General features: G+C 38.6%; 23 protein-coding genes and 2 pseudogenes. 3 read left to right on the top strand and 22 right to left on the bottom strand.

Annotation, left to right across the window (positions count from 1 at the left end; genetic code table 11):
• Window positions 1-83: 83 nt before the first annotated feature.
• A complete protein-coding gene (locus DL897_RS18990) occupies window positions 84-197 on the bottom strand; it encodes a transposase (RefSeq protein ID WP_113658168.1) in 114 nt (37 codons plus the stop codon).
• A gap of 414 nt (window positions 198-611) precedes the next feature.
• Here DL897_RS18990 and DL897_RS05010 point away from each other — a divergent pair.
• Window positions 612-743, top strand: a pseudogene (locus DL897_RS05010) (His/Gly/Thr/Pro-type tRNA ligase C-terminal domain-containing protein); the annotation flags it as partial.
• A gap of 884 nt (window positions 744-1,627) precedes the next feature.
• On the opposite strand, the gene DL897_RS18145 reads toward DL897_RS05010, so the two are convergent.
• The 7 genes and pseudogenes from DL897_RS18145 to DL897_RS18810 form a co-directional block, all read right to left on the bottom strand.
• On the bottom strand, window positions 1,628-1,786 hold the full coding sequence (locus DL897_RS18145) for a hypothetical protein (RefSeq protein ID WP_168188650.1): 159 nt from the start codon (window positions 1,784-1,786) through the stop codon (window positions 1,628-1,630).
• A gap of 76 nt (window positions 1,787-1,862) precedes the next feature.
• Window positions 1,863-2,603, bottom strand: a complete 741-nt coding sequence (locus DL897_RS05005) for a metallophosphoesterase family protein (RefSeq protein WP_113658040.1) — start codon at window positions 2,601-2,603, stop codon at window positions 1,863-1,865.
• Between the two features lie 79 nt (window positions 2,604-2,682).
• Window positions 2,683-3,090: an NUDIX domain-containing protein gene (locus DL897_RS05000; RefSeq protein ID WP_168188649.1), complete on the bottom strand. Its 408-nt coding sequence runs from the start codon at window positions 3,088-3,090 to the stop codon at window positions 2,683-2,685.
• Between the two features lie 85 nt (window positions 3,091-3,175).
• Window positions 3,176-3,598: an ASCH domain-containing protein gene (locus tag DL897_RS04995; RefSeq protein ID WP_276308560.1), complete on the bottom strand. Its 423-nt coding sequence runs from the start codon at window positions 3,596-3,598 to the stop codon at window positions 3,176-3,178.
• Window positions 3,599-3,738: 140 nt separating this feature from the next.
• A complete protein-coding gene (locus DL897_RS04990; RefSeq protein WP_240627272.1) occupies window positions 3,739-3,852 on the bottom strand; it encodes an amino acid--tRNA ligase-related protein in 114 nt (37 codons plus the stop codon).
• A gap of 48 nt (window positions 3,853-3,900) precedes the next feature.
• Window positions 3,901-5,378: pseudogene (gene metG / locus DL897_RS04985) on the bottom strand (methionine--tRNA ligase).
• A 35-nt stretch (window positions 5,379-5,413) separates the two neighbouring features.
• Window positions 5,414-5,572 (bottom strand): class I tRNA ligase family protein, encoded by a 159-nt coding sequence (locus DL897_RS18810; RefSeq protein WP_276308554.1) that lies wholly within the window; start codon window positions 5,570-5,572, stop codon window positions 5,414-5,416.
• Here DL897_RS18810 and DL897_RS04980 point away from each other — a divergent pair.
• Window positions 5,559-5,891, top strand: a complete 333-nt coding sequence (locus DL897_RS04980) for a tyrosine-type recombinase/integrase (RefSeq protein WP_168188648.1) — start codon at window positions 5,559-5,561, stop codon at window positions 5,889-5,891. The two genes, DL897_RS18810 and DL897_RS04980, sit on opposite strands and share 14 nt — an antisense overlap.
• Window positions 5,892-5,998: 107 nt before the next feature.
• On the opposite strand, the gene DL897_RS04975 is transcribed toward DL897_RS04980, so the two are convergent.
• Window positions 5,999-7,669: a ribonuclease J gene (locus DL897_RS04975; RefSeq protein WP_113658036.1), complete on the bottom strand. Its 1,671-nt coding sequence runs from the start codon at window positions 7,667-7,669 to the stop codon at window positions 5,999-6,001.
• Window positions 7,670-7,844: 175 nt separating this feature from the next.
• On the opposite strand from DL897_RS04975, the gene DL897_RS04970 reads away from it, so the two are divergent.
• The gene (locus DL897_RS04970; protein WP_113658035.1) at window positions 7,845-8,309 is read left to right on the top strand and encodes an Hsp20/alpha crystallin family protein; all 465 of its coding nucleotides are present in this window, start codon (window positions 7,845-7,847) and stop codon (window positions 8,307-8,309) included.
• 80 nt (window positions 8,310-8,389) lie between these two features.
• On the opposite strand, the gene DL897_RS04965 is transcribed toward DL897_RS04970, so the two are convergent.
• The 13 genes from DL897_RS04965 to rpsO all read right to left on the bottom strand — a co-directional run bounded on the left by DL897_RS04965 (window position 8,390) and on the right by rpsO (window position 20,435).
• Window positions 8,390-8,950: a TVP38/TMEM64 family protein gene (locus tag DL897_RS04965; protein WP_113658034.1), complete on the bottom strand. Its 561-nt coding sequence runs from the start codon at window positions 8,948-8,950 to the stop codon at window positions 8,390-8,392.
• A gap of 315 nt (window positions 8,951-9,265) precedes the next feature.
• Window positions 9,266-10,138: a 4-hydroxy-tetrahydrodipicolinate synthase gene (gene dapA / locus DL897_RS04960; protein ID WP_113658033.1), complete on the bottom strand. Its 873-nt coding sequence runs from the start codon at window positions 10,136-10,138 to the stop codon at window positions 9,266-9,268.
• Between the two features lie 16 nt (window positions 10,139-10,154).
• On the bottom strand, window positions 10,155-11,384 hold the full coding sequence (gene dapG, locus DL897_RS04955; RefSeq protein ID WP_113658032.1) for an aspartate kinase: 1,230 nt from the start codon (window positions 11,382-11,384) through the stop codon (window positions 10,155-10,157).
• Window positions 11,385-11,404: 20 nt separating this feature from the next.
• On the bottom strand, window positions 11,405-12,439 hold the full coding sequence (locus DL897_RS04950) for an aspartate-semialdehyde dehydrogenase (protein ID WP_113658031.1): 1,035 nt from the start codon (window positions 12,437-12,439) through the stop codon (window positions 11,405-11,407).
• A gap of 101 nt (window positions 12,440-12,540) precedes the next feature.
• Entirely contained in the window at window positions 12,541-13,143 is a 603-nt protein-coding gene (locus tag DL897_RS04945; RefSeq protein ID WP_113658030.1) for a dipicolinate synthase subunit B, read from the bottom strand.
• Window positions 13,133-14,038, bottom strand: coding sequence for a dipicolinate synthase subunit DpsA (gene dpsA / locus DL897_RS04940; protein WP_113658029.1), 906 nt, complete (start codon window positions 14,036-14,038; stop codon window positions 13,133-13,135). The genes DL897_RS04945 and dpsA overlap by 11 nt, the downstream gene beginning before the upstream one ends.
• Before the next feature lie 128 nt (window positions 14,039-14,166).
• Window positions 14,167-14,418, bottom strand: coding sequence for a YlmC/YmxH family sporulation protein (locus DL897_RS04935; RefSeq protein WP_113658028.1), 252 nt, complete (start codon window positions 14,416-14,418; stop codon window positions 14,167-14,169).
• Between the two features lie 339 nt (window positions 14,419-14,757).
• Entirely contained in the window at window positions 14,758-14,943 is a 186-nt protein-coding gene (locus DL897_RS04930; protein WP_168188647.1) for an aspartyl-phosphate phosphatase Spo0E family protein, read from the bottom strand.
• Window positions 14,944-14,963: 20 nt separating this feature from the next.
• The gene (gene dut / locus DL897_RS04925) at window positions 14,964-15,407 is read right to left on the bottom strand and encodes a dUTP diphosphatase (RefSeq protein ID WP_113658026.1); all 444 of its coding nucleotides are present in this window, start codon (window positions 15,405-15,407) and stop codon (window positions 14,964-14,966) included.
• Window positions 15,400-16,653, bottom strand: a complete 1,254-nt coding sequence (locus tag DL897_RS04920) for a M16 family metallopeptidase (RefSeq protein ID WP_113658025.1) — start codon at window positions 16,651-16,653, stop codon at window positions 15,400-15,402. Before DL897_RS04920 ends, dut begins: the two co-directional genes overlap by 8 nt.
• Window positions 16,654-16,843: 190 nt before the next feature.
• On the bottom strand, window positions 16,844-17,809 hold the full coding sequence (locus tag DL897_RS04915; protein ID WP_113658024.1) for a polysaccharide deacetylase family protein: 966 nt from the start codon (window positions 17,807-17,809) through the stop codon (window positions 16,844-16,846).
• Window positions 17,810-17,908: 99 nt separating this feature from the next.
• Complete coding sequence (gene pnp / locus DL897_RS04910) at window positions 17,909-20,038, bottom strand: polyribonucleotide nucleotidyltransferase (protein ID WP_113658023.1); 2,130 nt, start codon at window positions 20,036-20,038, stop codon at window positions 17,909-17,911.
• Between the two features lie 127 nt (window positions 20,039-20,165).
• Window positions 20,166-20,435, bottom strand: a complete 270-nt coding sequence (gene rpsO / locus DL897_RS04905) for a 30S ribosomal protein S15 (protein WP_113658022.1) — start codon at window positions 20,433-20,435, stop codon at window positions 20,166-20,168.
• Window positions 20,436-20,573 lie beyond the last annotated feature (138 nt).

The raw sequence follows: 20,573 nt of genomic DNA, 5'->3' as shown, positions 1-20,573 counted from the left end.
ATCTTACACAGTTAGAGAAGAAAAATAAAAATTAGCCCTAGACGGAAGAAGCCATAGCTAGTTTTATTTGGATAGTTTGTTTATTACCTTACCCAGTAGTAGAGGGTTTTATCTAATATACCAAGGTTTCGGGCTATTTGAGCGATTGATTTTCCGATTTCTAGGATATTTTGGACTATTTTTTCATAGAATTCTATATCATATTTTTATTCATAATGGACACCTCAATTAAATTTGACTTTATTTGTCATTCTCAATTCTCTATGTCCACTTTTTAGATTAACATTCAAAATAATAAGCTTAGCTAAATATAATAGATGAGCTTATTATTTTGAATTAGGAAGGGAGAGAATATAAGGACGTGTCAATTAAAAAACATATACTTCATATTATCCTTTATTATTTTTTTGTTCGGACCAATCTCATGGGTTTGTAATTTTTCTTTTGTAGTCGTATTAATCGATATGTTAATAATATCCAATCAATATATAAAATTCTACAATGATAAGAGATATGTAATAAAAATATTTTTACTGATTTTCTTTTGAATAACCATGACAAAATTGTTTTTAATACTATAATTGCCCCAACAGCAAAACAGATAGAATACATTCTGTATTACATATGATTTTGACTCTGAGCAAGATGGTCAAGTTACCATACGGGATCGGGATACAATGGAACAAATACGGATACCGATTAGCGAATTAAAAACTTTTCTTGAAGAAAAAATACGATTTTAGTACAAAAATCGTTTACTATCACATAATACTGGATTACTAACTTGTTCAAAAAAAACACCTCCGAATTTGATAATACATTTCAGGAGGTGTTTTTTTTGGTTAAATTAATTTCTGCTCTAATCACGTCAAACAGTGTAAATCATCGAAAGCTAAAAAAATTTTTTCAAGATGATTCCACCATATCTGAGGAGATATTTCTCCACTATGCCATTGTCTGACTGGCAAAAAAATTTTTCGAATAACAGACAATCGATAATCAACCCATAGTTCACTTAGGCTATAGTTTTTTACTCCATTCTTTATTAGCTTCCTATGATGTCTACGAATTAAATCCTCTTCATATAATGCTCTACGTTTAGGAAATCAATGTAATGCAATCATATGAGACAAATCTTCAGTACCGATATTAATATCCCATGTTTGCCAATCAACAAGGCGACAAAATACCACATTTTCTACAGGATATAAAAAATTCCATAAATGAGCATCTCCATGAATTTATTTTAATAAAGGTTACCAAAATGTTACCAAATACTCTTCTCCAAAAAACAAGAAAGCCGCAACCCCTGACGAGTCAAGGGTTAACGGCTTAAGTTTAGGGTATACCAACTACACTTCCATTTTCATTGAGGCTGGAGCCTCTAATTAACCACTATGTCAAAACGTTGATTCTATCGCATATAGTGAAAGCTGATACCTCCCTAAAAAGCACCGTGTTCACCCTAATGATCAATAGTGCGTTAGCAAAAATGTTAGCATGTTGTTAATCGGATTGATCACCTCGCCACCAAACATTTACCGGTAATTAGTCAATACTGTTTCAACTCAATTGCAGTGCCCTGCTTCGATGCAACCGAGCCGATTGGAGGTTTAAAACCAAAACGTTATTTCAACTCAATAGCAGAACTCTGCTTTGATGCAACAGCTCGTGTCGCTAACCCCTGCTTCCACTGGCTCCTACATACCTGAAACGCGAACCCCACTTTATCATCCTTTTTCATCTCCACATTTTCGGCTGAAATTCGTGAAAACCCATGCCACATCTGGGGTGCGAGCCTCCTAGGGTCTAACCAGATCATGAGGTTCGCGCTTCTTGGTAAATATTGATAAATACCTTTGTTACACCCCAAAGAATATTTGTAGGATTAATTGATAATCTGGATACTGTATGGCTTGTATTGACCGAACATATTCATCTTTATCATACCAAACAGCTTGAAAATCAGCTTGAACGTTTTGATCATTTATCTTTACAAGCCCAAAGCGTGCATACGGTTGATGATTACAGCCTAATGAGCCAGGATTGAAAAACAAAGTTTGACCAATAGAAAATTGATATGTGTCGTGAACATGTCCAAACAGTACTAGAGCGTGATTTGTATAATCCTGAAAAATTTTTTTCATATCTATTTCGGGTACTGGATACGCCTTTCCCGTTGAAGTATAAGGATTTTCACTAATGTGAGCATATTCTTTCTGTTTTTGTAGATGAAAGTGAACCAGATGGATGCTAGAATTTTCGATTGAAGCCCAGCGAGGCAATTTTGAAAGGTGGTGTGCATGCTCAACAGATAGTTGATCTGCAATCCATCGATGGTGTTCTTTTTCTTTTAAATGACTTACAGGATAAGGTTGATTATTTACTAGTGCGTATACTGCTTCGTCATGATTTCCAGTAATGATCGTTATGTTGTCAAGAGAAAATACCGTTTCCAATACCTCATTCGAGTAAGGACCGATGCCAATCATATCGCCTAAGCAAAAAATTTGGTCCACTGATAGTTTAGCGATCTCTTTCAACACTGTTGCTAAAGCCGGATAATTGCCATGGATATCTGTAATTACAGCATAAGACCTCATCTTTTAAAACAATCCCCTTTTTTTGTTGTAGATGGAAACTACTCAAATTAACCTAAGGCTGTGGATAATTGCAGTAATCTTAACTTTCCAAAGCCAAAGAAATTGACCTTGTAATCCATTTCGGATGAGATGATGTAGCCCCATCTTGTAAACTGATCCATTGATAATCATCATGTTCTGAACTCAAGGTAATTACCCCACCTTTAAAATCAGCTCTGTATAGAAAAATATGAATCTGTAAACCATCAGAACGAATAACAGGCCAAGTTGTTATTAAGTTAAATTTCTCACATGTAATCCCGGCTTCCTCTAGAAGTTCACGTCTTAGTGCTTCTTCAACCTCTTCTCCATATCTGACACGCCCTCCAAGGAGATCGTAACTACTTTTTGAGAAGTCTCCGTTCATTTCTTCTACTGTTTTCTTTAAAACTAAAACCTTACTTTGTTTTAACACAACAGCACATTTTGCAGCTATTGCTATAATCACTCTGCATTTAGTATTTTTAGTCTTGATTATAATAAATATAAAAAACGCGAGCATACGCCCACGATGAAAGAAATAGCTATATTGTTTATTTTGTTAAACCAACAATTCTTTTGGATTCCAGATACTCCAACAATTCTGGTTTGTTGTCTAATCGATAGTACGATTGAGGAGGCACAAAACCTGATACTTGATCTCGTAATTCTTCTAAGGAAATCGACTCTATTTCCTTCCAAGACTCTACAGGTATTGCATAACCCTTTTTCTTTCCTTTTAAATACTCAGCAGTCAGAGCTCCCTCACCTGTTTCCTTCTCTGAAATTTCGCTTATTAATTCAGGAGGACCTATGATAGGAGTATCAAATAAAACAATTCCCTTCACTGCTTTTACTGGGCTTGTACAGTAGATATATACGATTGATGGTTGTTCTACATAACGCTTCCGATATTCATAACGTTTGATCCCACTTTTGATTTCCTCAAAATAAGGTTCATGTAAGCTAAAAAGTATGGGAATTCTCTTCTGCTCTTGTGGGATTCATCTGTTCCTTTCCATCTCCTAAGATTAAAGGATGCCTAATAAAACTAGACATCCATCAACGTTTTTATTCAGACTGTTTCAGCCTTGTAATCGGGAATAGTACAGTATCTTTAATTGTCACAACTCGTCAACATTTTAATCATTCGTTCTATCCCAAATCCCCAACGAGAAATCGGCGACATTCCGTATTCCATTGCTGTGACATAATCCTCATCCATCTCCATTGATTCTTCATCTCCGCTCGTATTTAATTCTCTAAACGTTTCCTTTGTTCAATTGGGTTCACCAAATTTATGTTGATATTTTGCTATGGCTTCATCATCAATACGTTGAAACAAAAGGTCAGGAACTTCAAATGGATGATCACCCTTAAGGTATTTTAAATCTACCGCTTCAACAAATGGAATATCAGCTTCTTTGGGGTCTAAATTCTAAGAATTAAACACTTTATCAGTGGTGAAGGGAATCAGAGATCTCGCTGCGATTGAGAACACGCGAATTAAATTGATTGCTGTTCGTAAAACCATCCCAGCCGCTTCACGATCTGTATGTATTAAACTCCATTGGGCTCTTTCGTCTAAATATAGATTCCCTTGCGTCCATAACTCACGTAAAGTCGATATTGCTTTACGAAGATCCAATTTTTCGAATAAAGAACGATACTCTTTCATTAACTCAATACATTTTTCTTGTAAACGTTCTTCTATTTCTGTCCATTCTCCTTGTGCTGGAATAGCCGTTCCAAATTTAGAAGCAGTTAGCTTCAATGTAAGGTTGATGAAGTTTCCATAAGCACCAACTAAATCTTTGTTTATCATACTTGCAAAGATTTCCCACGTAAAATTCGAATCAGTCGTTTCTGGGGATTGCGCAATTAAATAGTAACGCCAATAATTAGGAGGCAATATTTCTAATGCTTGATCCATAAAGACCCCTCGTTTTTGACTTGTTGAAAACTTGCCTCCATAGTAAACTAACCAATTAAAACTTTTAATTTGTGTTGCTTGTGTCCAAGGTTCACGAGTTCCTAAAATTGTTGCTGGCCAAAAAACGGAATGAAATGGCACATTGTCCTTTGCCATAAATTGAGTATAAATAACATCTTGCTGATCATACCACCATTCTTTCCAATTTCGCTCATCTGGTTTCTGATCAGACCATTCCTTTGTTCCGCCTACATATTCAATGGGGGCATCAAACCATACATAAAAAACTTTATTTTCAAAACCAGCTTTCGGTACAGGAACTCCCCAAGTTAAATCACGGGTAATACCTCGTGGTTGTAAACCCTCGTTAATCCATTTCATAGTAATTGATTTTGTCAACTTTGGCCAATTCTCTTGCGACTGAACCCAATCCTGTATTTCTTTACTTAATAAATCTAATCGTAAAAAAAGATGCTTTGTTGACCGAACTTCTAGATTGGTGCTACCTGACAAAGCAGATCGTGGATTCAACAATTCAGTCGGTTCAAGAACAGATGTACAATTTTCACACTGATCTCCACGTGCAGCTTCATAACCACATTTAGGACATGTCCCTTGCACATAACGATCTGGCAAAAAACGGCCATCTTCTTCCGATTCTTCCGAATAAATCTGCTGAATATTTTTTCTTCAATAAATCCATTTTCTTCGAGTTTACGATAAAAATACTGGGTTATCTCTCGGTTTTGTTCTGATGAACTTCTTCCAAAATGGTCAAATGATAAACCAAATCGCTGATAAATCTCGGCTTGTACATTGTGCATCTGTTTGCAATATTCTTCAACGTCCAGACCAGCCGCTAAGCAGACAATTCTGCTGGTGTACCATGTTCATCCGTTGCACAAATAAAAAGCACTTCTTCCCCTTCTTGCCGCAAAAAACGCGCATAAACATCTGCCGGCAACAATGAACCAGCTAAATTTCCTAAATGTTTAATCCCATTATTGCGCCTTGGCAAAGGATTTCAGGATTTTGATCTAGTCGTATGTAACAACGTAGGTAAACCTCTTGATCTAGGCGATCTGAACCGAGATTTAAATTATGTCATTGAAAAATACAATTTCCCAAAAATAAAATTCCATGCGCTTCGTCACACCCATGCTACTCTGCTGTTGCTTCTTGGTGAAAATCCAAAAGTGGTTGCAGAAAGATTGAGGCATTCGAGTATTTCCATTACGATGGATACCTATAGCCATGTTACGCCAACTATGCAACAACAGGCAGCCGACAAATTAGATGAAGCTATTAACTTGATCAATACGAAACAATCGCTTTAGCAGACTAAAGGTTAGCAAAATGTTAGCATTCTCCAGCCTTGATGAAACATAGAAGCCACAACCCCTTTCATATTAAGGGATTGCGGCATCTAAAAACCAACTACCAACTACACTTCCATGATAATTGGTAAGATCATTGGACGACGACGTGTCCGTTCATATAAGAATTTACTTAATGAATCGCGAATACTTGTTTTCAGTGAAGCCCATTCGCTTACTTGCTCTTTCATACATCTTTCCATTGTTTGATTGACGACTTGCGTAGCATCGTCTAACAACTGTTCCGACTCCCGGACATATACAAAGCCCCGTGAGATAATATCAGGTCCGGATAGAATCGTTCCATTGGTTTTACTTAGGGTGACTACAACTACTAAAATTCCATCTTGAGATAATAATTTGCGGTCTCTTAAAACAATATTTCCAACATCACCAACACCTAATCCGTCAATTAATACTTTACCTGTAGAAATTTTCGGACCATATCTTGCTTTTCCATTTGAAATCTCTAAACTATCTCCATTATCGCAGATAAATATATTTTCAGGTCGAACCCCGACTGATTCGGCTAGTTGGGCATGAGCTAGTAACATACGATACTCGCCATGAATCGGAATAAAATAACGTGGTTTTATCAGATTTAGCATTAGCTTGAGATCTTCTTGAGAACCATGACCAGACACGTGAACATGTGAAGTAGTACTATAAACAACATCAGCACCAATACGGAAGAGTTGATTAACGATACGACCAATCATTTTTTCATTACCTGGGATTGGAGTAGCTGCAATAATTACCGTATCACCTGGTAAAATCTCTACTTTGCGGTGTGAAGCATTGGCCATTCGATTCAACGCTGACATACTTTCCCCTTGACTACCTGTAGAGATTACAGCCACTTTATGTGCGGGTAATCGATTGATATCATCTGGCTCAATAAGGAGATCTTTAGGAATGTTCAAATATCCCAGTTCTGAGGCAATATTTACCACATTAACCATACTACGCCCTACTACTGCCAGTTTTCGCCCATAAATATGACAAGCATCTACAACTTGCTGTATACGGTGAATATTAGAAGCAAAAGTAGCTACAATCACCCGTTGCTTGGCTTTACGGAATACTTCTTGGATTCCCTCTCCTACTGTACTCTCCGAACCAGTAAATCCACTCCGTTCAGCATTCGTACTATCCGATAACAGACATAAAACACCTTTTTTACCAATTTCAGCCATTTTATGCATATCGGCCAGATGTCCATTGACAGGAGTCATATCAAATTTAAAGTCCCCCGTATGTACAACCGCCCCTTCTGGAGTTTGAACACACACGCCAACTGAGTCAGGTATGCTATGATTTGTATTGAAAAACGTTGCTTTCATAGAACCTAAGGTAATTTCCGATTGGTTGCTGATTATATACCGTTTCACTTCGTTTAGAATGTGAGCTTCTTTTAATTTATGTTCAATTAAGCCCATCGTTAGCTTCGTAGCATATATAGGCACTTTAAGCTGTTTTAAAATATAAGGAAGCCCACCAATATGATCTTCATGTCCATGTGTTAAAATAATTCCGCGTACCTTTTCTTGGTTCTCAACTAAATAGCTAATATCTGGGATAACAATATCGATACCTAACATGTCTTCCTCAGGGAATTTTAGACCCGCGTCGATCACAACTATATCATTCCCATATTGGACAACATACATATTTTTTCCGATTTCATCCAACCCACCGAGAGCAAAAATCAACAATTTGCCTCGTTGGTTTTTGTTCAAAAAACTAACCTCCTATATAAAGTTGATTGTTCACCCTAACCGCACAAATCTCACTTGGTTCCATTATATACGATTAAATTTTAAATATGCAACCAGTTTTAGCGAAATATTTTCCTAAGTCATGAAGAGTATAAAAAAGTAACTTGCTTATACTAAGTCATAAGGAGGTTGTCTGATGAGCTTTATCGAACGATCCGACCGTTTTCGCTATCCACTTTCGCAACTTCGTGATGAACTCAATCGTACTTTTCAGCGCTTTTTTGATGATTCTATTCTTAAAGAGAGTACATCTTTAATACCCCCTATCAATTTACGAGAAGAACCAGAACGATACGTTATTGAGGCTGAATTACCTGGGATTTCAACAAAGGATGTACACGTTGAGATTCAGGATCTAGTCATAACGATATCTGGGGAAAAACGGATTGAAGAAAAAAAAGAAGAAAATAAAATGCATGTCATCGAAAGTCGTTATGGGTCATTTAGTCGATCAATCACATTGCCACAAAATGCATCGACTGACATGATCACTGCTGAGCACAAACGGGGTATTCTCTACATTTATGTTCCTAAAGATCAAACACGTCAACCACGTAAAATTGACGTAAGAGATGATTCTGATGGTAAAGATGATCCATAAACCTATTCTAACCCAAACCGCACAATCTTTAATGAATAAACCGACCTCTCTTATTTTTAGGGTCGGTTTATAGTCATCATTTATTTACTTTTATTTTTGCTAGGGACTTTGATCACAAAATAAACTAGCCCCATACCTATTAAAATTAGAATCAAACGTATATAATTCTCACTGATATGTAAAAAATCATAGCTTACCAGTACTTCTAATGAAATCGAAGGAATCTTACCGATTGCTGTTGTGATTATAAAGTCCATCATACGTACATTTGTAAAAGCACCTGCTAAGTTTACAATCATGGAGGGAATAAAGGGAGTAATACGAGCTGCAAGAAGGGAGAGAAATTGCTTTTTTCGTGGCCATCGATTTAATGATTCAATCCATCGCCATTGTTTCGAATTCATTTTCTTAAATGAGCGAATACCTAGGCGATAAAGCCAAAGAGCAGTTATTGACCCCAAAATTTCTCCAATCCAAGAAAGAATCCCTCCCATCAAGGGACCCCACATCATTACGTTGATTCCTGTTACCATTACGGAAGGAACAACGCCTATGACATTGATCACGATATTAAGTAGTAAGCTTCCTGGTATTGCCCACATTCCCCATTCATCAAACCATTGTATCATCTGATTGATCATTTTCCGACTCCGAATGAAAAAATATTTACCATAAGATATCTGATTATGTTTACATTCTGAAAAGCATGTTGCACAAAAAAAGATGAACGGCTGAATAAGATGTCAATCTCTCTGAAGTTTACATGAAATGAACCTTTCGTGGTAGCCTAAAATCCAATAGAGTAAGTTTTTGAATAGTATCCCTATTTAGACATTATCGAATAAAAAAGTCAATCATACACAAAAGCATGATCTAGGATGTAACAGGCTTCATAAATAATACGCCCGCATACTCTGTGCCTTCGAGTAAACAGGCGTATAAGATATAAGCATGAATTATGGAATTAACTGTAACCAAGACTGTGCTTGCACCACTTGTTGCTCATCAAGCTCAACGAGTGGGAGACGAACCGTTGGCTCACAAAGACCTTTTTTCGATAAAGCATATTTGATTGGTACAGGGCTAGAAGTAAAAAATATCCCTTCAAAAACTGGTAAGTATTTCCGAAATAACCGAGCTGCATGAGCTACATTTCCTGCAAAATAGGCCTCTATCGTTTCTTTTATTTCTCGTCCCAGTACATGGCTAGCTACGCTGACCACTCCTGCTCCTCCTACTGAGAGAATAGGAAGGGTAAGTGCATCATCACCACTGTATACAGCTATATCGTCTGGAACCATTGAAATGAGATTAGCAATTTGGGATAGATTTCCACTTGCTTCTTTAATTGCTACGACATTTTCTAGCTCAGCCAAGCGCGCCATTGTTTCAGCGGTCATATTCACCCCTGTACGACCTGGAACATTATATAGCATGATGGGCAACTTTGTTGCTTCTGCTACTGTTTTAAAGTGCTGAAATAGTCCCTCTTGTGAAGGCTTGTTATAGAAGGGGGCAACTAACATGACACCATCTACACCCAATGCCTCTGCTTCTTTTGTTAGTTGGATCGTCTGTGTCGTATTATTACTGCCTGTACCAGCAATTACTTTAACCCGACCAGCTACTTTCTCAAGAGTAAATTGAAATAACTGTAACTTCTCATCATGCGAAAGATTGGGGGATTCTGCAGTCGTTCCTGCTACAACGATCGTATCATTACCTGTTGTAATCAGATGGTCGATCACCTCTGCTTGCTTCACCCAGTCAATTGCATGGTCTTTCGTAAAAGGTGTAATCATTGCTGTCATTAAGCGTCCAAATAACATAGTCTTTCTTCCTTTCCTAGGTGTAATTTAACCGATGTAGGTTAAATTTACGGTGTAGCGCTCGAACTGCTTTAATCATATCTTCTCCACGGACAAGAACCCAGATCGTCGTATGTGAATCTGCAGATTGTAAGATCTGAATATCCTCCTCAGTTAGAGCTTCAACAATTTTAGCCATTACTCCAGGTATCCCCGCTATTCCAGCACCCACAGTAGAAACTTTAGCACAATGATGGTGTAGCTCTGGCTCAATTCCTAACTCAGACAAAATCGCTTTTGCTTGTTCCGCTTGCTCATCTTTGACCGTATAAGCAATCTCACTTGGGTTTACACTGATAAAGTCCACACTAATTGCATGATCTGCCATCGCTTGAAATACTTTGAGATGGAGATCAAATTCATCATGTGAAATAGCGATTTTCACCTGTGTAACATAGGGCATCTGGGTAATCCCTGTGATTAAACGGTCCTGAACTTCACCAGCCAGTTGATTCGTTTCAACTATATTGGTGACCAACGTTCCAGGATGGTCAGACATGGTTGACCGAACACGAATCGGAACATTCGTCTGCATGGCAATTTCTACTGCCCGTGGATGAACTACCTTCGCCCCTTGAAATGCTAAGTTACACATTTCGTAATAGGTAACATAGCCCAGTGGAGTTGCATCCTCGACAATTCGTGGATCAGCAGTCATTACACCTTCAACATCTGTAAAAATATCTACGTATTTTGCTTGTAGAGCCACTCCTAAAGCTGTAGCAGATGTATCACTACCTCCTCGACCGAGGGTAGTCACTTCTCCATCCGGAGTTTGTCCTTGAAAGCCAGTAACAATCACCACTTTGTTCTCTTCTAGCTCTCTTATGATCCGCTCTGGATTCACCTTAATAATTTGAGCATTAGTAAATTGGTTATTGGTAATAATTCCCGCTTGTCCACCAGTCAATACAACACTTTCAATCCCCTGCTGGTGAAGTAAGCCAGAAAGGGTTGCTGCCGAAATAAGCTCCCCACAACTTAATAACAAATCGAGTTCACGAGGGGGGAGTCCTGCACCTTGATCTCTAACTAAACTTAGTAAAGTATCCGTGGCATAGGGCGCTCCTTTTCTTCCCATCGCGGAAACGACTATCACTAATCGGTATTCCTCTGCTAGCGCCTGTTTAATATGATGTACAACACGATCACGTGTCTCAGGTGTAGCTACAGAAGTTCCCCCAAACTTTTGTACCAGTATTCTCATGATGAATCCCTTCTCTATCTCTATTCTTCAGATATCAATGCTTCAGCAATTTGAATGGCGTTGGTTGCTGCTCCTTTTAATAGATTATCTGCAACCACCCATAGATTCAAGGCATGTGGATGATGTAAGTCACGACGAATCCGACCAACAAAAACTTCCGTCCGGTTTTCTACATGAATAGGCATCGGGTAAATTTGTTCTTGAATCTGATCTTCTACGATGATTCCAGACGATTCACTCAGAAGGGTACGTACCTCTTCTAGATCAAAGTCTTTCTTTAACTCAACATACACAGATTCACTATGTCCTCGGTAGACCGGAACACGTACACAAGTAGCTGTTACTTTAATTTCATGATCATTGAAGATTTTTTGGGTCTCTCTATCCATTTTCATTTCTTCTAAGGTAAAACCATTATCTTGGGCAACATCGCATTGAGGAAGTACATTGAAGGCAATTGGATAGTGTTTATCTAATTTTCCGACAGGCATGACTTGGAGTGGAAGTTCATCTCCATTCAGGGCTGCTTGACTTTGCTTTTGTAATTCAATAGCTGCTTGCCATCCAGAGCCAGATACCGCTTGATAAGTCGATACAATTACCCGATCAAGACCATAACGATCATACAATGGTTTTAAAGCTACTACCATTTGAATGGTTGAACAATTAGGGTTGGCAATAATTCCTTTGTGCTGACGAATCGCTTCCTTGTTGACTTCTGGGACTACAAGAGGTACATCTGGATGCATCCGGAATGCATTAGTATTATCAATCACTACAGCACCTCGTTTTACTGCTTCAGGTGCTAATTTTTCACTTACACTTCCCCCAGCACTAAACAAGGCAATATCGACACCTTCGAAAGCTTCTGGTAACGCTTCTTGAACAACGATATCTTCTCCACGAAAGCGAATGGTACTTCCAGCAGAACGCGCGGAAGAGAGTGGACGTAATTCTTTCACTGGAAATTGTCGTTCTTCTAGAAATTTTAACATTTGTTCTCCAACTGCTCCAGTAGCTCCTACAACTGCAACCGTGTATGTTTTATTAGCCATGATACAGTTCCCTCCCAATATTTCATCAAAATAATAAGGAAGTCCCCTTTGTATCGTTTTGAATAGGGGACTAGTTTCTACTAATTTAACTTCCTTTTCTATTATGTTGTCAAGTAGCGATATTTTTCAACTAGAAGCGGTTGCAACTGTTTACCTTCGATTGCTTGTAAACAAGTTTCTGGAATTAGCTCCATTCTTGCTACCATCGACTTGGGTTTTCCTTGTGGATTATCTTGACCAAAAGGAACAAAATATATATCTTTGGCGGCTAAAAGTTTGGCGATATTGGCTGCATTTAATCCTAACGCGTCATTGGATGAAATCGCGATGACCACGGGTCGATGATTACGCATTTGAGCCTTAGCAGCCATTAATACTGGACCATCTGTTAGTGCATTAGCCAATCTTGCCAATGAATTTCCTGTACAAGGAGCTATAACCAAACAATCTAACATTTTTTTAGGACCAATCGGTTCCGTTTCTGGAATGGACATCAGAGGCATTTTTCCAGTTATGTTCTTTATTTTCTCTATCCATGCTTCTGCTTTACCAAAACGACTGTCAACGTTTGCTACTGTATGCGAAACCACTGGAATGACATTCGCACCTAACTCTACTAGCCGACTGATTTGAGGAAGCACTTCATCATGTGTACAGTGAGATCCCGTTAATCCAAAACCGATGGTTTTTCCATTAAAGTTCAATAGGATCTCCCTCCTTATGAATTGCCTCCATCATAAGTTTAGTCATGGTTTTAGCTAGAATTTTACCAGCTGTCTTTGGTGCCACTATTCCTGGTAAACTAGGTGCAAGGATTGCCTTAATTCCTCGCTTCTCCGCAAATGGATAGTCAACGCCACCCGGCTTCGAAGCCAGATCAATGATGACTGCATCATGGGGAACGTGAGCAAGTACAGATGCAGTCATAATCAAAGCCGGGACTGTATTAAAAATAAAGTCCGCATCTTGTACTTTTTGGGCCAAATGAGCGATATCAAAAGGTTGCAGTCCCATTTCAAAAGCTCTTGCTATATCTGCTGAACTCCGTACACCTACTTTCACCTTCGCTCCCATCGCTGCTAAAATTCTTGCTAAAGTCATGCCCACTCTACCTAATCCAAGAACAATACAATTGGAGTGATGGATGGTGAAGTCCGTGTGTTGAATCGCCATCATGATCGCACCTTCAACTGTAGGAATCGAATTATATATGGCTACATCATCACGATCTAATAGCTGGATTAATTGAATTTGATGAGCGCGGCATAAATCTTTTAGATAAGTTCCTGCGATTCCTGCATAAACAATGCAATGCTTTGGTAAGGACTCCATATGTTCTTTGGTTAAAACAAGTTTTTTTGAAGTAAACACACTATTTAATTGGCCTTTTTCATCAGTTCCCACAATGGGTAAAACGAGGATATCCGCTTGTTTAAACGTATCTGCATGTAGTTCTTTATGCATCATTCCACTAAAATGACTTTGTAAATTATCAAATCCAACTAAACTCACTTTTGCATTCATTTGAATACAGCTTTTAATCACTTCTAGTTGTCTGGCATCTCCACCGAGGAACACCACATGCTTGCCTGTAAGCATCTATTCCGACCCCTCTCCCCGGAAGCCTAACCGGTAATACAAATCAAATCATTCTTTGTGCTGCTCTAATTGCATCATATGTATAGGTAATTAAATCGGTTCCCGTTTTACCTACTGATCTTTAGCGATTACCTCATACCGGTTTTTCCGATCGATGAGTCAATAATAACCATCTCAGGTCCCACTTTTCTAATCATGTGCCAACTTAACTCTAGCGATGTGATATTTTTTTTAAAAAAAGAGGTTCGAATCGGCATACAAATCGATTGGATGCTTCCTGTAGAGGGATCAATGATTAAATCTGAATATGAAAAGTTACCTAATTTCTCCCCACTGATCAAATCGACACACTCTTTATTCAAGAATTCACTCCATCTCATATTTGTACCACTCCTTTAATGAGGAAGTGGTACAAATATATGAGGATAAACAGCGTTATCATACCAAAAAAATGAATGATCTTGCCTACTCAATTTCCTTATATGGTGGCTTTCCTTTTCTGTTGAGTAAAACCTTCTCAGTCTGAAGTTAATCCTACACAAAAGCGATTTGTGGTTACGTCTAGAAATGGCCTAGGATTTGGAGCGAATTATGCAATATGCTAATCATAAATAATTATTTTGGTCTATAAGCCTTACTCTTTTATAAAGGATAAAAAAATAAAGCCTACCACCTTTGATACTATAATGGTCGGCTTCATCAAATCATGTACCACATGGTTAATGGGTTTGAAGTTGACTTTTTAACTGATAATATTCCAGAATATATTGATCCAATTGTTGACTAAGCGGTAAGACATGGGGGGCGAGGAGACTTGAATACTCTCCATTAACCGACTGTATCAGTTTAGAGCGAAGTTGTTCTAAATCTTCTTCTAAACGTCTAATTTGAAGTGATTCTAACATCTTCAAAATTCCCCCTTCTCCTATTTGCCAGTATGACCAAAACCGCCTGTTCCACGTAGAGTTTGATCCAATTCGTCTGTCCATTCCAGTTGAACAGGTGGTACTTGTTGGAAGACAAGCTGAGCTATTCGATGTCCGCGCTCTACAGTATATGCCTCTTCACCAAGATTAAGTAGGATCACTCCGATCTCCCCACGGTAATCAGCATCAATGGTACCTGGTGTGTTTAAGACAGTAATCCCATGCTTTAATGCCAAACCACTCCGTGGTCGAACTTGCGCTTCCAACCCTTGTGGCATAGCTATCGCGACTCCAGTAGGGATGAGCTTCCATTTGCCTGGTAAAATGATTAAAGATTCTTGAACCGCTGCATACAGATCAAACCCACTTGAACCTGCTGACATCTGCTTCAAAAATGGTAAATCTTCATTACCAGATAGCTGACGAATTTTCACATTAAACAATCGACTGCCCCCTAAATGAAGTTGGAACTTCACCCGTAGGTGAAATCAGTGCTAGAGACATTGGAGAAGAGAAGATCTCTTGTGCTACTTGATTAACATCTGCCAGAGAAATCTTTTCTACGTTTTGGATAACTTCATCTAAAGAAAGATGTTTGTTTAGAAGAAGCTCATTACGCCCTAATCGACTCATGCGATTATTGGTACTTTCCAGTCCTAACATCATACTAGCTTTTAACTGCTCCTTCGCCTTAGCTAGCTCTGAAGGTAGTATTCCATTCTCGCTTACCTGGTACAAAATCTCTCGAATTAGTTTACAAACTTCTTCTTCCTGTCCATGTTTGGTTCCAGCATAAATAGCAAATAACCCAGCTTCCCGATGAGCTGAATGATATGAATAAACAGAATAAGCAAGCCCACGCTCTTCACGCACCTCTTGAAATAAGCGTGAACTCATATTTCCGCCTAACACATTATTAAGTAAAACCAAGTGATAAATTCGTTCATCAGCAACGGAAAGCCCTGAAAGCCCTATACACATGTGTGTTTGCTCCGTTGCCTTTTGTTTTATTTTTACATAGGGAGTAAAAAGCGGTTTCTTACTCTTTGATGAGTTATCTTCACCTTTATGTTTGCTAAAGACAGCTTTGATTTGCTCCAGAAAATCAGATGGCAGATTTCCTGCAATCGAGATTACTACATTTTGCGGACGATAGAAATCCTCTTTATAACGAATTAAATCCGTTCGTGTAAAGCTTTGGACATTCTCCACCGTACCTATAACTGGATAACTTAACGGATGATTTCTTAATGACACTTCAGATAATAGATCATGAACAAGATCATCAGGAGTATCCTCAACCATGCGAATCTCTTCAATGACAACTTTCTTCTCTTTTTCAATCTCTTCTTCAGCAAAGTTGGACTCAAAGAACATGTCTTCTAAAATCTCTAAGGCTACAGGAAAATGTTGATCCAATGTTTTAGCATAATAACAAGTAATCTCTTTCGATGTAAAAGCATTAACATGCCCGCCAATTTCATCAAAGGCTTCAGCAATTTGACGAGCTGTTCGCTTTTTTGTCCCTTTAAACATCATGTGTTCCATAAAATGGGATATACCATTTTGCTCTTTTGGCTCATTTTCTGAGCCGACTCCAATCCAAATCCCAAGCGCTACTGAGCGTACATGGGGAATTGATTCTGCCACAATTCGAATTCCATTAGCCAAAGTCTCTCTTATGATCACAAAGATCCCCCTATCTACGACCGGCTCATCCCCACATCATAAAAATAAAAAAGACTGTTGCATGTTATTATTCTTCTGTCATACTCACTTTTAAGAGATATCGCTATCTTCCAGATGCAAAAGATTGTAAGCAGTCCATGCAGCAAGTCCTAACGATATAAGCATCCCTACTATATCAAAAATAGCCTAGTCACTCAATCTCTTCCAAACGTTTCGATGAAAGCATAGATCCCACTGTGATCCATTTTATACCTTTTCTCTTCACTGAACGAATAATTTGCGGGAGTGCAACAACAGTCCGATCTGTAGGATGAGTTAAAATCAAACTACCAGAAGAAACACCTTTTTCGATACGTGCCACCATTTTATCAGGAGTAGAGTCTTTCCGCCAATCAACTGTATCAACAGTCCATAAAATCGTTCTCATCTTATGTTGATGAGCGATATCGACAACACGCTGGTCAAAATCTCCTGCCGGTGGAGCAAAGAGGCTACTATTTAATTTCAATGTTTGCTTTATTAATTGATTCGTTTGTGCAATCTCTCGTTCAATACGTCCTTGTGTCATACGGCTAAGTAATGGATGTGAATAAGCATGATTTCCAATCTCATGTCCCGCCATGACAATTTTTTTCGCTTCCTCAGGATGCTTTTTTAGCCAAGATCCATCAAGAAAGAATGTCGCTGTCACTTGCTCTTGTTTTAAAATCTTTAACATCTGTGGAAGATATTCGGTTCCCCATGCCACATTGATCATTAATGCAGCAGCTTTTTTATTTTCATTTCCACGATAGATAGGTACAGCTCCTAAGTCATCTAATGATTTTTGTGGTAAAAGTTTTTTATATACCCACTGAATCTGCTCTTTATTTTTTTTTTGTTTAAGGGTTTTACGTATGGTTGCCTCTATATCGACTTCTCTTCCATTAAGTCCCGGAATCCCTTTCCATATACGATCAACTCGAGCATCGATCGGTGCGATGTACTTACTCGGAGCTTCTTGTTGTATACGTTCACGTAACTTCGTTATATCATTTTCTTTAAGAATAGGGAATGATTGATCCTGTTTGACTGCCTGAACATAAGCAGTTACGGGATCAGATTGAATCAAGGTAAAAGAAAAAAATAAAGCAAATGTGAGTAAAAAAACTTTCAAGTTACTACGCCTCCTTTCCTATTAACTTATGCTTTTCTAGGAATCCCTATTCTTGAATAAAAAAAGAGGCAGATCTCTCTGACTCTTTTGTGAGAAAGGCTAAGAAGATTGTTTCTCCTTTTCCTTCTTCGCTTCTTCTTCTTTGAGCACCGCTTTACGTGACAAGTTAATACGTCCTTGATCATCAATTTCTGTAACTTTCACCAAAATAGTATCTCCAATATTTACTACATCGCTCACTTTGTTTACACGAGCGAGGTCAAGTTGAGAAATATGCACTAGACCTTCCTTACCTGATAAAATCTCGACAAAGGCTCCATACTTCTCGATACGTTTTACAGTTCCTAGGTAAATTTCACCCACTGTGACTTCACGGACTAAGTCTTCAATAATTTGTTTTGCTTTTTCGTTCTGTTTTACATCAACGGATGAGATATAGATACGACCATCTTGCTCTATATCAATTTTCACACCAGTCTCTTCAATAATACGATTAATGACACGTCCACTTGGTCCAATCACTTCACGAATCTTATCAGGATGGATTTTTAAGGTTAAAATTTTCGGTGCATAAGGTGATAACTCTGTACTTGGTTTATCAATTGCTTGTGCCATATTATCTAAAAGAACCATCCGTGCATTTTTAGCTTTCATTAATGCTCTTTCCAAAATAGAACGGTCAATATCAGAAATTTTGATATCCATTTGTAAAGCAGTTACACCATGACGTGTACCAGCAACTTTAAAGTCCATATCACCCAGATGATCTTCCATTCCTTGGATGTCTGTCAGTACTTCCACTCGATCTTTTTCCTTAATTAACCCCATTGCAATACCAGCCACAGGAGCTTTAATTGGCACGCCTGCATTCATGAGCGCTAAGGTTGAGGCACAAATACTGGCTTGGGATGTAGAACCATTGGATTCCAGCACTTCTGATACTAAGCGAATCGTATATGGGAATTCATCTTCTGAAGGAATGACAGGCTCGAGTGCCCGCTCACCTAAGGCTCCATGACCTATTTCCCGACGACCTGGTCCCCGCAGAGGTCGAGATTCACCTACACTAAAGGGTGGGAAATTATAATGATGCATAAAGCGCTTCGATTCTTCCAAGTCCAATCCATCTAAAATTTGCACATCGCCTAGTGCTCCTAATGTACATATGCTAAGTACTTGGGTTTGTCCACGTCGAAATAGGCCAGAGCCATGGGTACGTGGCAAGATATTGACTTCACTAGTTAGAGGACGAATCTCATCCGCAGTACGTCCATCGGGGCGCTTACCTTCTTCAATGATCAAGCGTCGCACTTCTTCTTTAACGATGGAATCTAAGACCATAAGGATCTCTTTTTCTTTATCATTAAATGTATCTTCGTCCAGCTCTTCAGCCATTTGTTCCAATACTTGCTCTTTCACTTGATCAATCGCGTCTTGTCTTGCTTGTTTCTCTACAACTTGAACGGCATGTGTCAAAGTGTTCGTAGCAAGTTCACGTACACGTGTGTCAATCTGACTATCGATTTGGAACAACTCAGGTTCCATTTTTTCTTTACCAATTTCTTCACGGATATGCTCTTGAAATGACACGATATCTTTAATCACTTCATGGCCTTGGAGAATTCCTTCCAAGATCATCTCTTCTGGAATCTCTTCGGAACCTGCTTCAACCATGTTTATACCATCCTTCGTTCCTGCAACCACAAGATGTAAATCCGACTTTTCTAATTGCTCAACCGTTGGGTTAATGACAAACTTACCATCCACCCGGCCAACGATCACACCACCGATGGGACCATAAAATGGAATATCTGAAATGGTCAAGGCACAAGAAGCACCTATCATGGCAGCGATTTCTGTAGAGCAGTCTTGATCAACTGACATCACAATCGTAACTACTTGTACCTCATGGCGAAATCCTTCAGGAAACAATGGACGAATCGGTCTGTCAATCAAACGACTTGCTAAAACAGCTTTATCACTGGGACGGCCTTCTCTTTTAATAAAACCACCCGGAATTTTACCCACTGCATACAATCGTTCTTCATAGTTTACGGTTAGTGGGAAAAAGTCTGTATCCTTTGGTTCTTTGGAAGCAACGACGGTAGCAAGAATAGCCGTATCACCATAACGAACCATGACAGAACCATTTGCCAAACCAGCAAATTTACCAATTTCTAGCTGTAATTTACGACCAGCTAGCTCTGTTTCAAATATTTTCGGCTCCATAGTATGTATAATTCCTCCTCTCAAACTCCGACAACTTCCTTTATTCTTCATATAAACAGTATTTCCTTCTGTATTGATTTTAAAAAGGATTGAAAAGAGCGGGGTAAAAAAAACCCCGCTCCATTGATTATCGACGTAATCCCAACTTCTTAATTAATTCGCGATAACGTGTAACATCTTTGTTCTTCAGATAGTTGAGCAAATTACGACGTTGCCCAACCATTTTTAAAAGACCGCGACGTGAATGATGATCTTTTTTATGATCTCTCAAGTGTGTGTTTAGCTCATTAATACTAAAAGTAAGAAGGGCGATTTGAACTTCTGGAGATCCAGTGTCACCTTCATGTGTCTTATATTCATCAATAATTTCACGTTTTCTTTCCAGGGTTAATGCCATCCTGGTTCACCTCCATATTTATTTCACCTGTAACCCAGATTATCGTCGAGGCTATCGATAATCCGCGTTAAGGTATCTCTTACATACTGTGGTTTAGTATAACATAAATAAAAATATAAATACAATAAGTTCCTAAAA

It is taken from the genome of Thermoflavimicrobium daqui (genome assembly GCF_003313465.1).
GTDB classification, from domain to species: Bacteria; Bacillota; Bacilli; order Thermoactinomycetales; family Thermoactinomycetaceae; genus Thermoflavimicrobium; species Thermoflavimicrobium daqui.
This window is presented reverse-complemented; position numbering and strand designations above follow the sequence as displayed.

Excerpts from the sequence above, each read along its gene's own strand:
- DL897_RS18145 (WP_168188650.1), bottom strand. The coding sequence starts at position 1,786 with ATGTGGCATGGGTTTTCACGAATTTCAGCCGAAAATGTGGAGATGAAA.
- DL897_RS05005 (WP_113658040.1), bottom strand. The coding sequence starts at position 2,603 with ATGAGGTCTTATGCTGTAATTACAGATATCCATGGCAATTATCCGGCT.
- DL897_RS04990 (WP_240627272.1), bottom strand. The coding sequence starts at position 3,852 with ATGGAGATGGATGAGGATTATGTCACAGCAATGGAATACGGAATGTCG.
- DL897_RS04970 (WP_113658035.1), top strand. The coding sequence starts at position 7,845 with ATGAGCTTTATCGAACGATCCGACCGTTTTCGCTATCCACTTTCGCAA.
- DL897_RS04965 (WP_113658034.1), bottom strand. The coding sequence starts at position 8,950 with ATGATCAATCAGATGATACAATGGTTTGATGAATGGGGAATGTGGGCA.
- dapA (WP_113658033.1), bottom strand. The coding sequence starts at position 10,138 with ATGTTATTTGGACGCTTAATGACAGCAATGATTACACCTTTTACGAAA.
- dapG (WP_113658032.1), bottom strand. The coding sequence starts at position 11,384 with ATGAGAATACTGGTACAAAAGTTTGGGGGAACTTCTGTAGCTACACCT.
- DL897_RS04950 (WP_113658031.1), bottom strand. The coding sequence starts at position 12,439 with ATGGCTAATAAAACATACACGGTTGCAGTTGTAGGAGCTACTGGAGCA.
- dpsA (WP_113658029.1), bottom strand. The coding sequence starts at position 14,038 with ATGCTTACAGGCAAGCATGTGGTGTTCCTCGGTGGAGATGCCAGACAA.
- DL897_RS04935 (WP_113658028.1), bottom strand. The coding sequence starts at position 14,418 with ATGAGATGGAGTGAATTCTTGAATAAAGAGTGTGTCGATTTGATCAGT.
- DL897_RS04930 (WP_168188647.1), bottom strand. The coding sequence starts at position 14,943 with ATGTTAGAATCACTTCAAATTAGACGTTTAGAAGAAGATTTAGAACAA.
- pnp (WP_113658023.1), bottom strand. The coding sequence starts at position 20,038 with ATGGAGCCGAAAATATTTGAAACAGAGCTAGCTGGTCGTAAATTACAG.
- rpsO (WP_113658022.1), bottom strand. The coding sequence starts at position 20,435 with ATGGCATTAACCCTGGAAAGAAAACGTGAAATTATTGATGAATATAAG.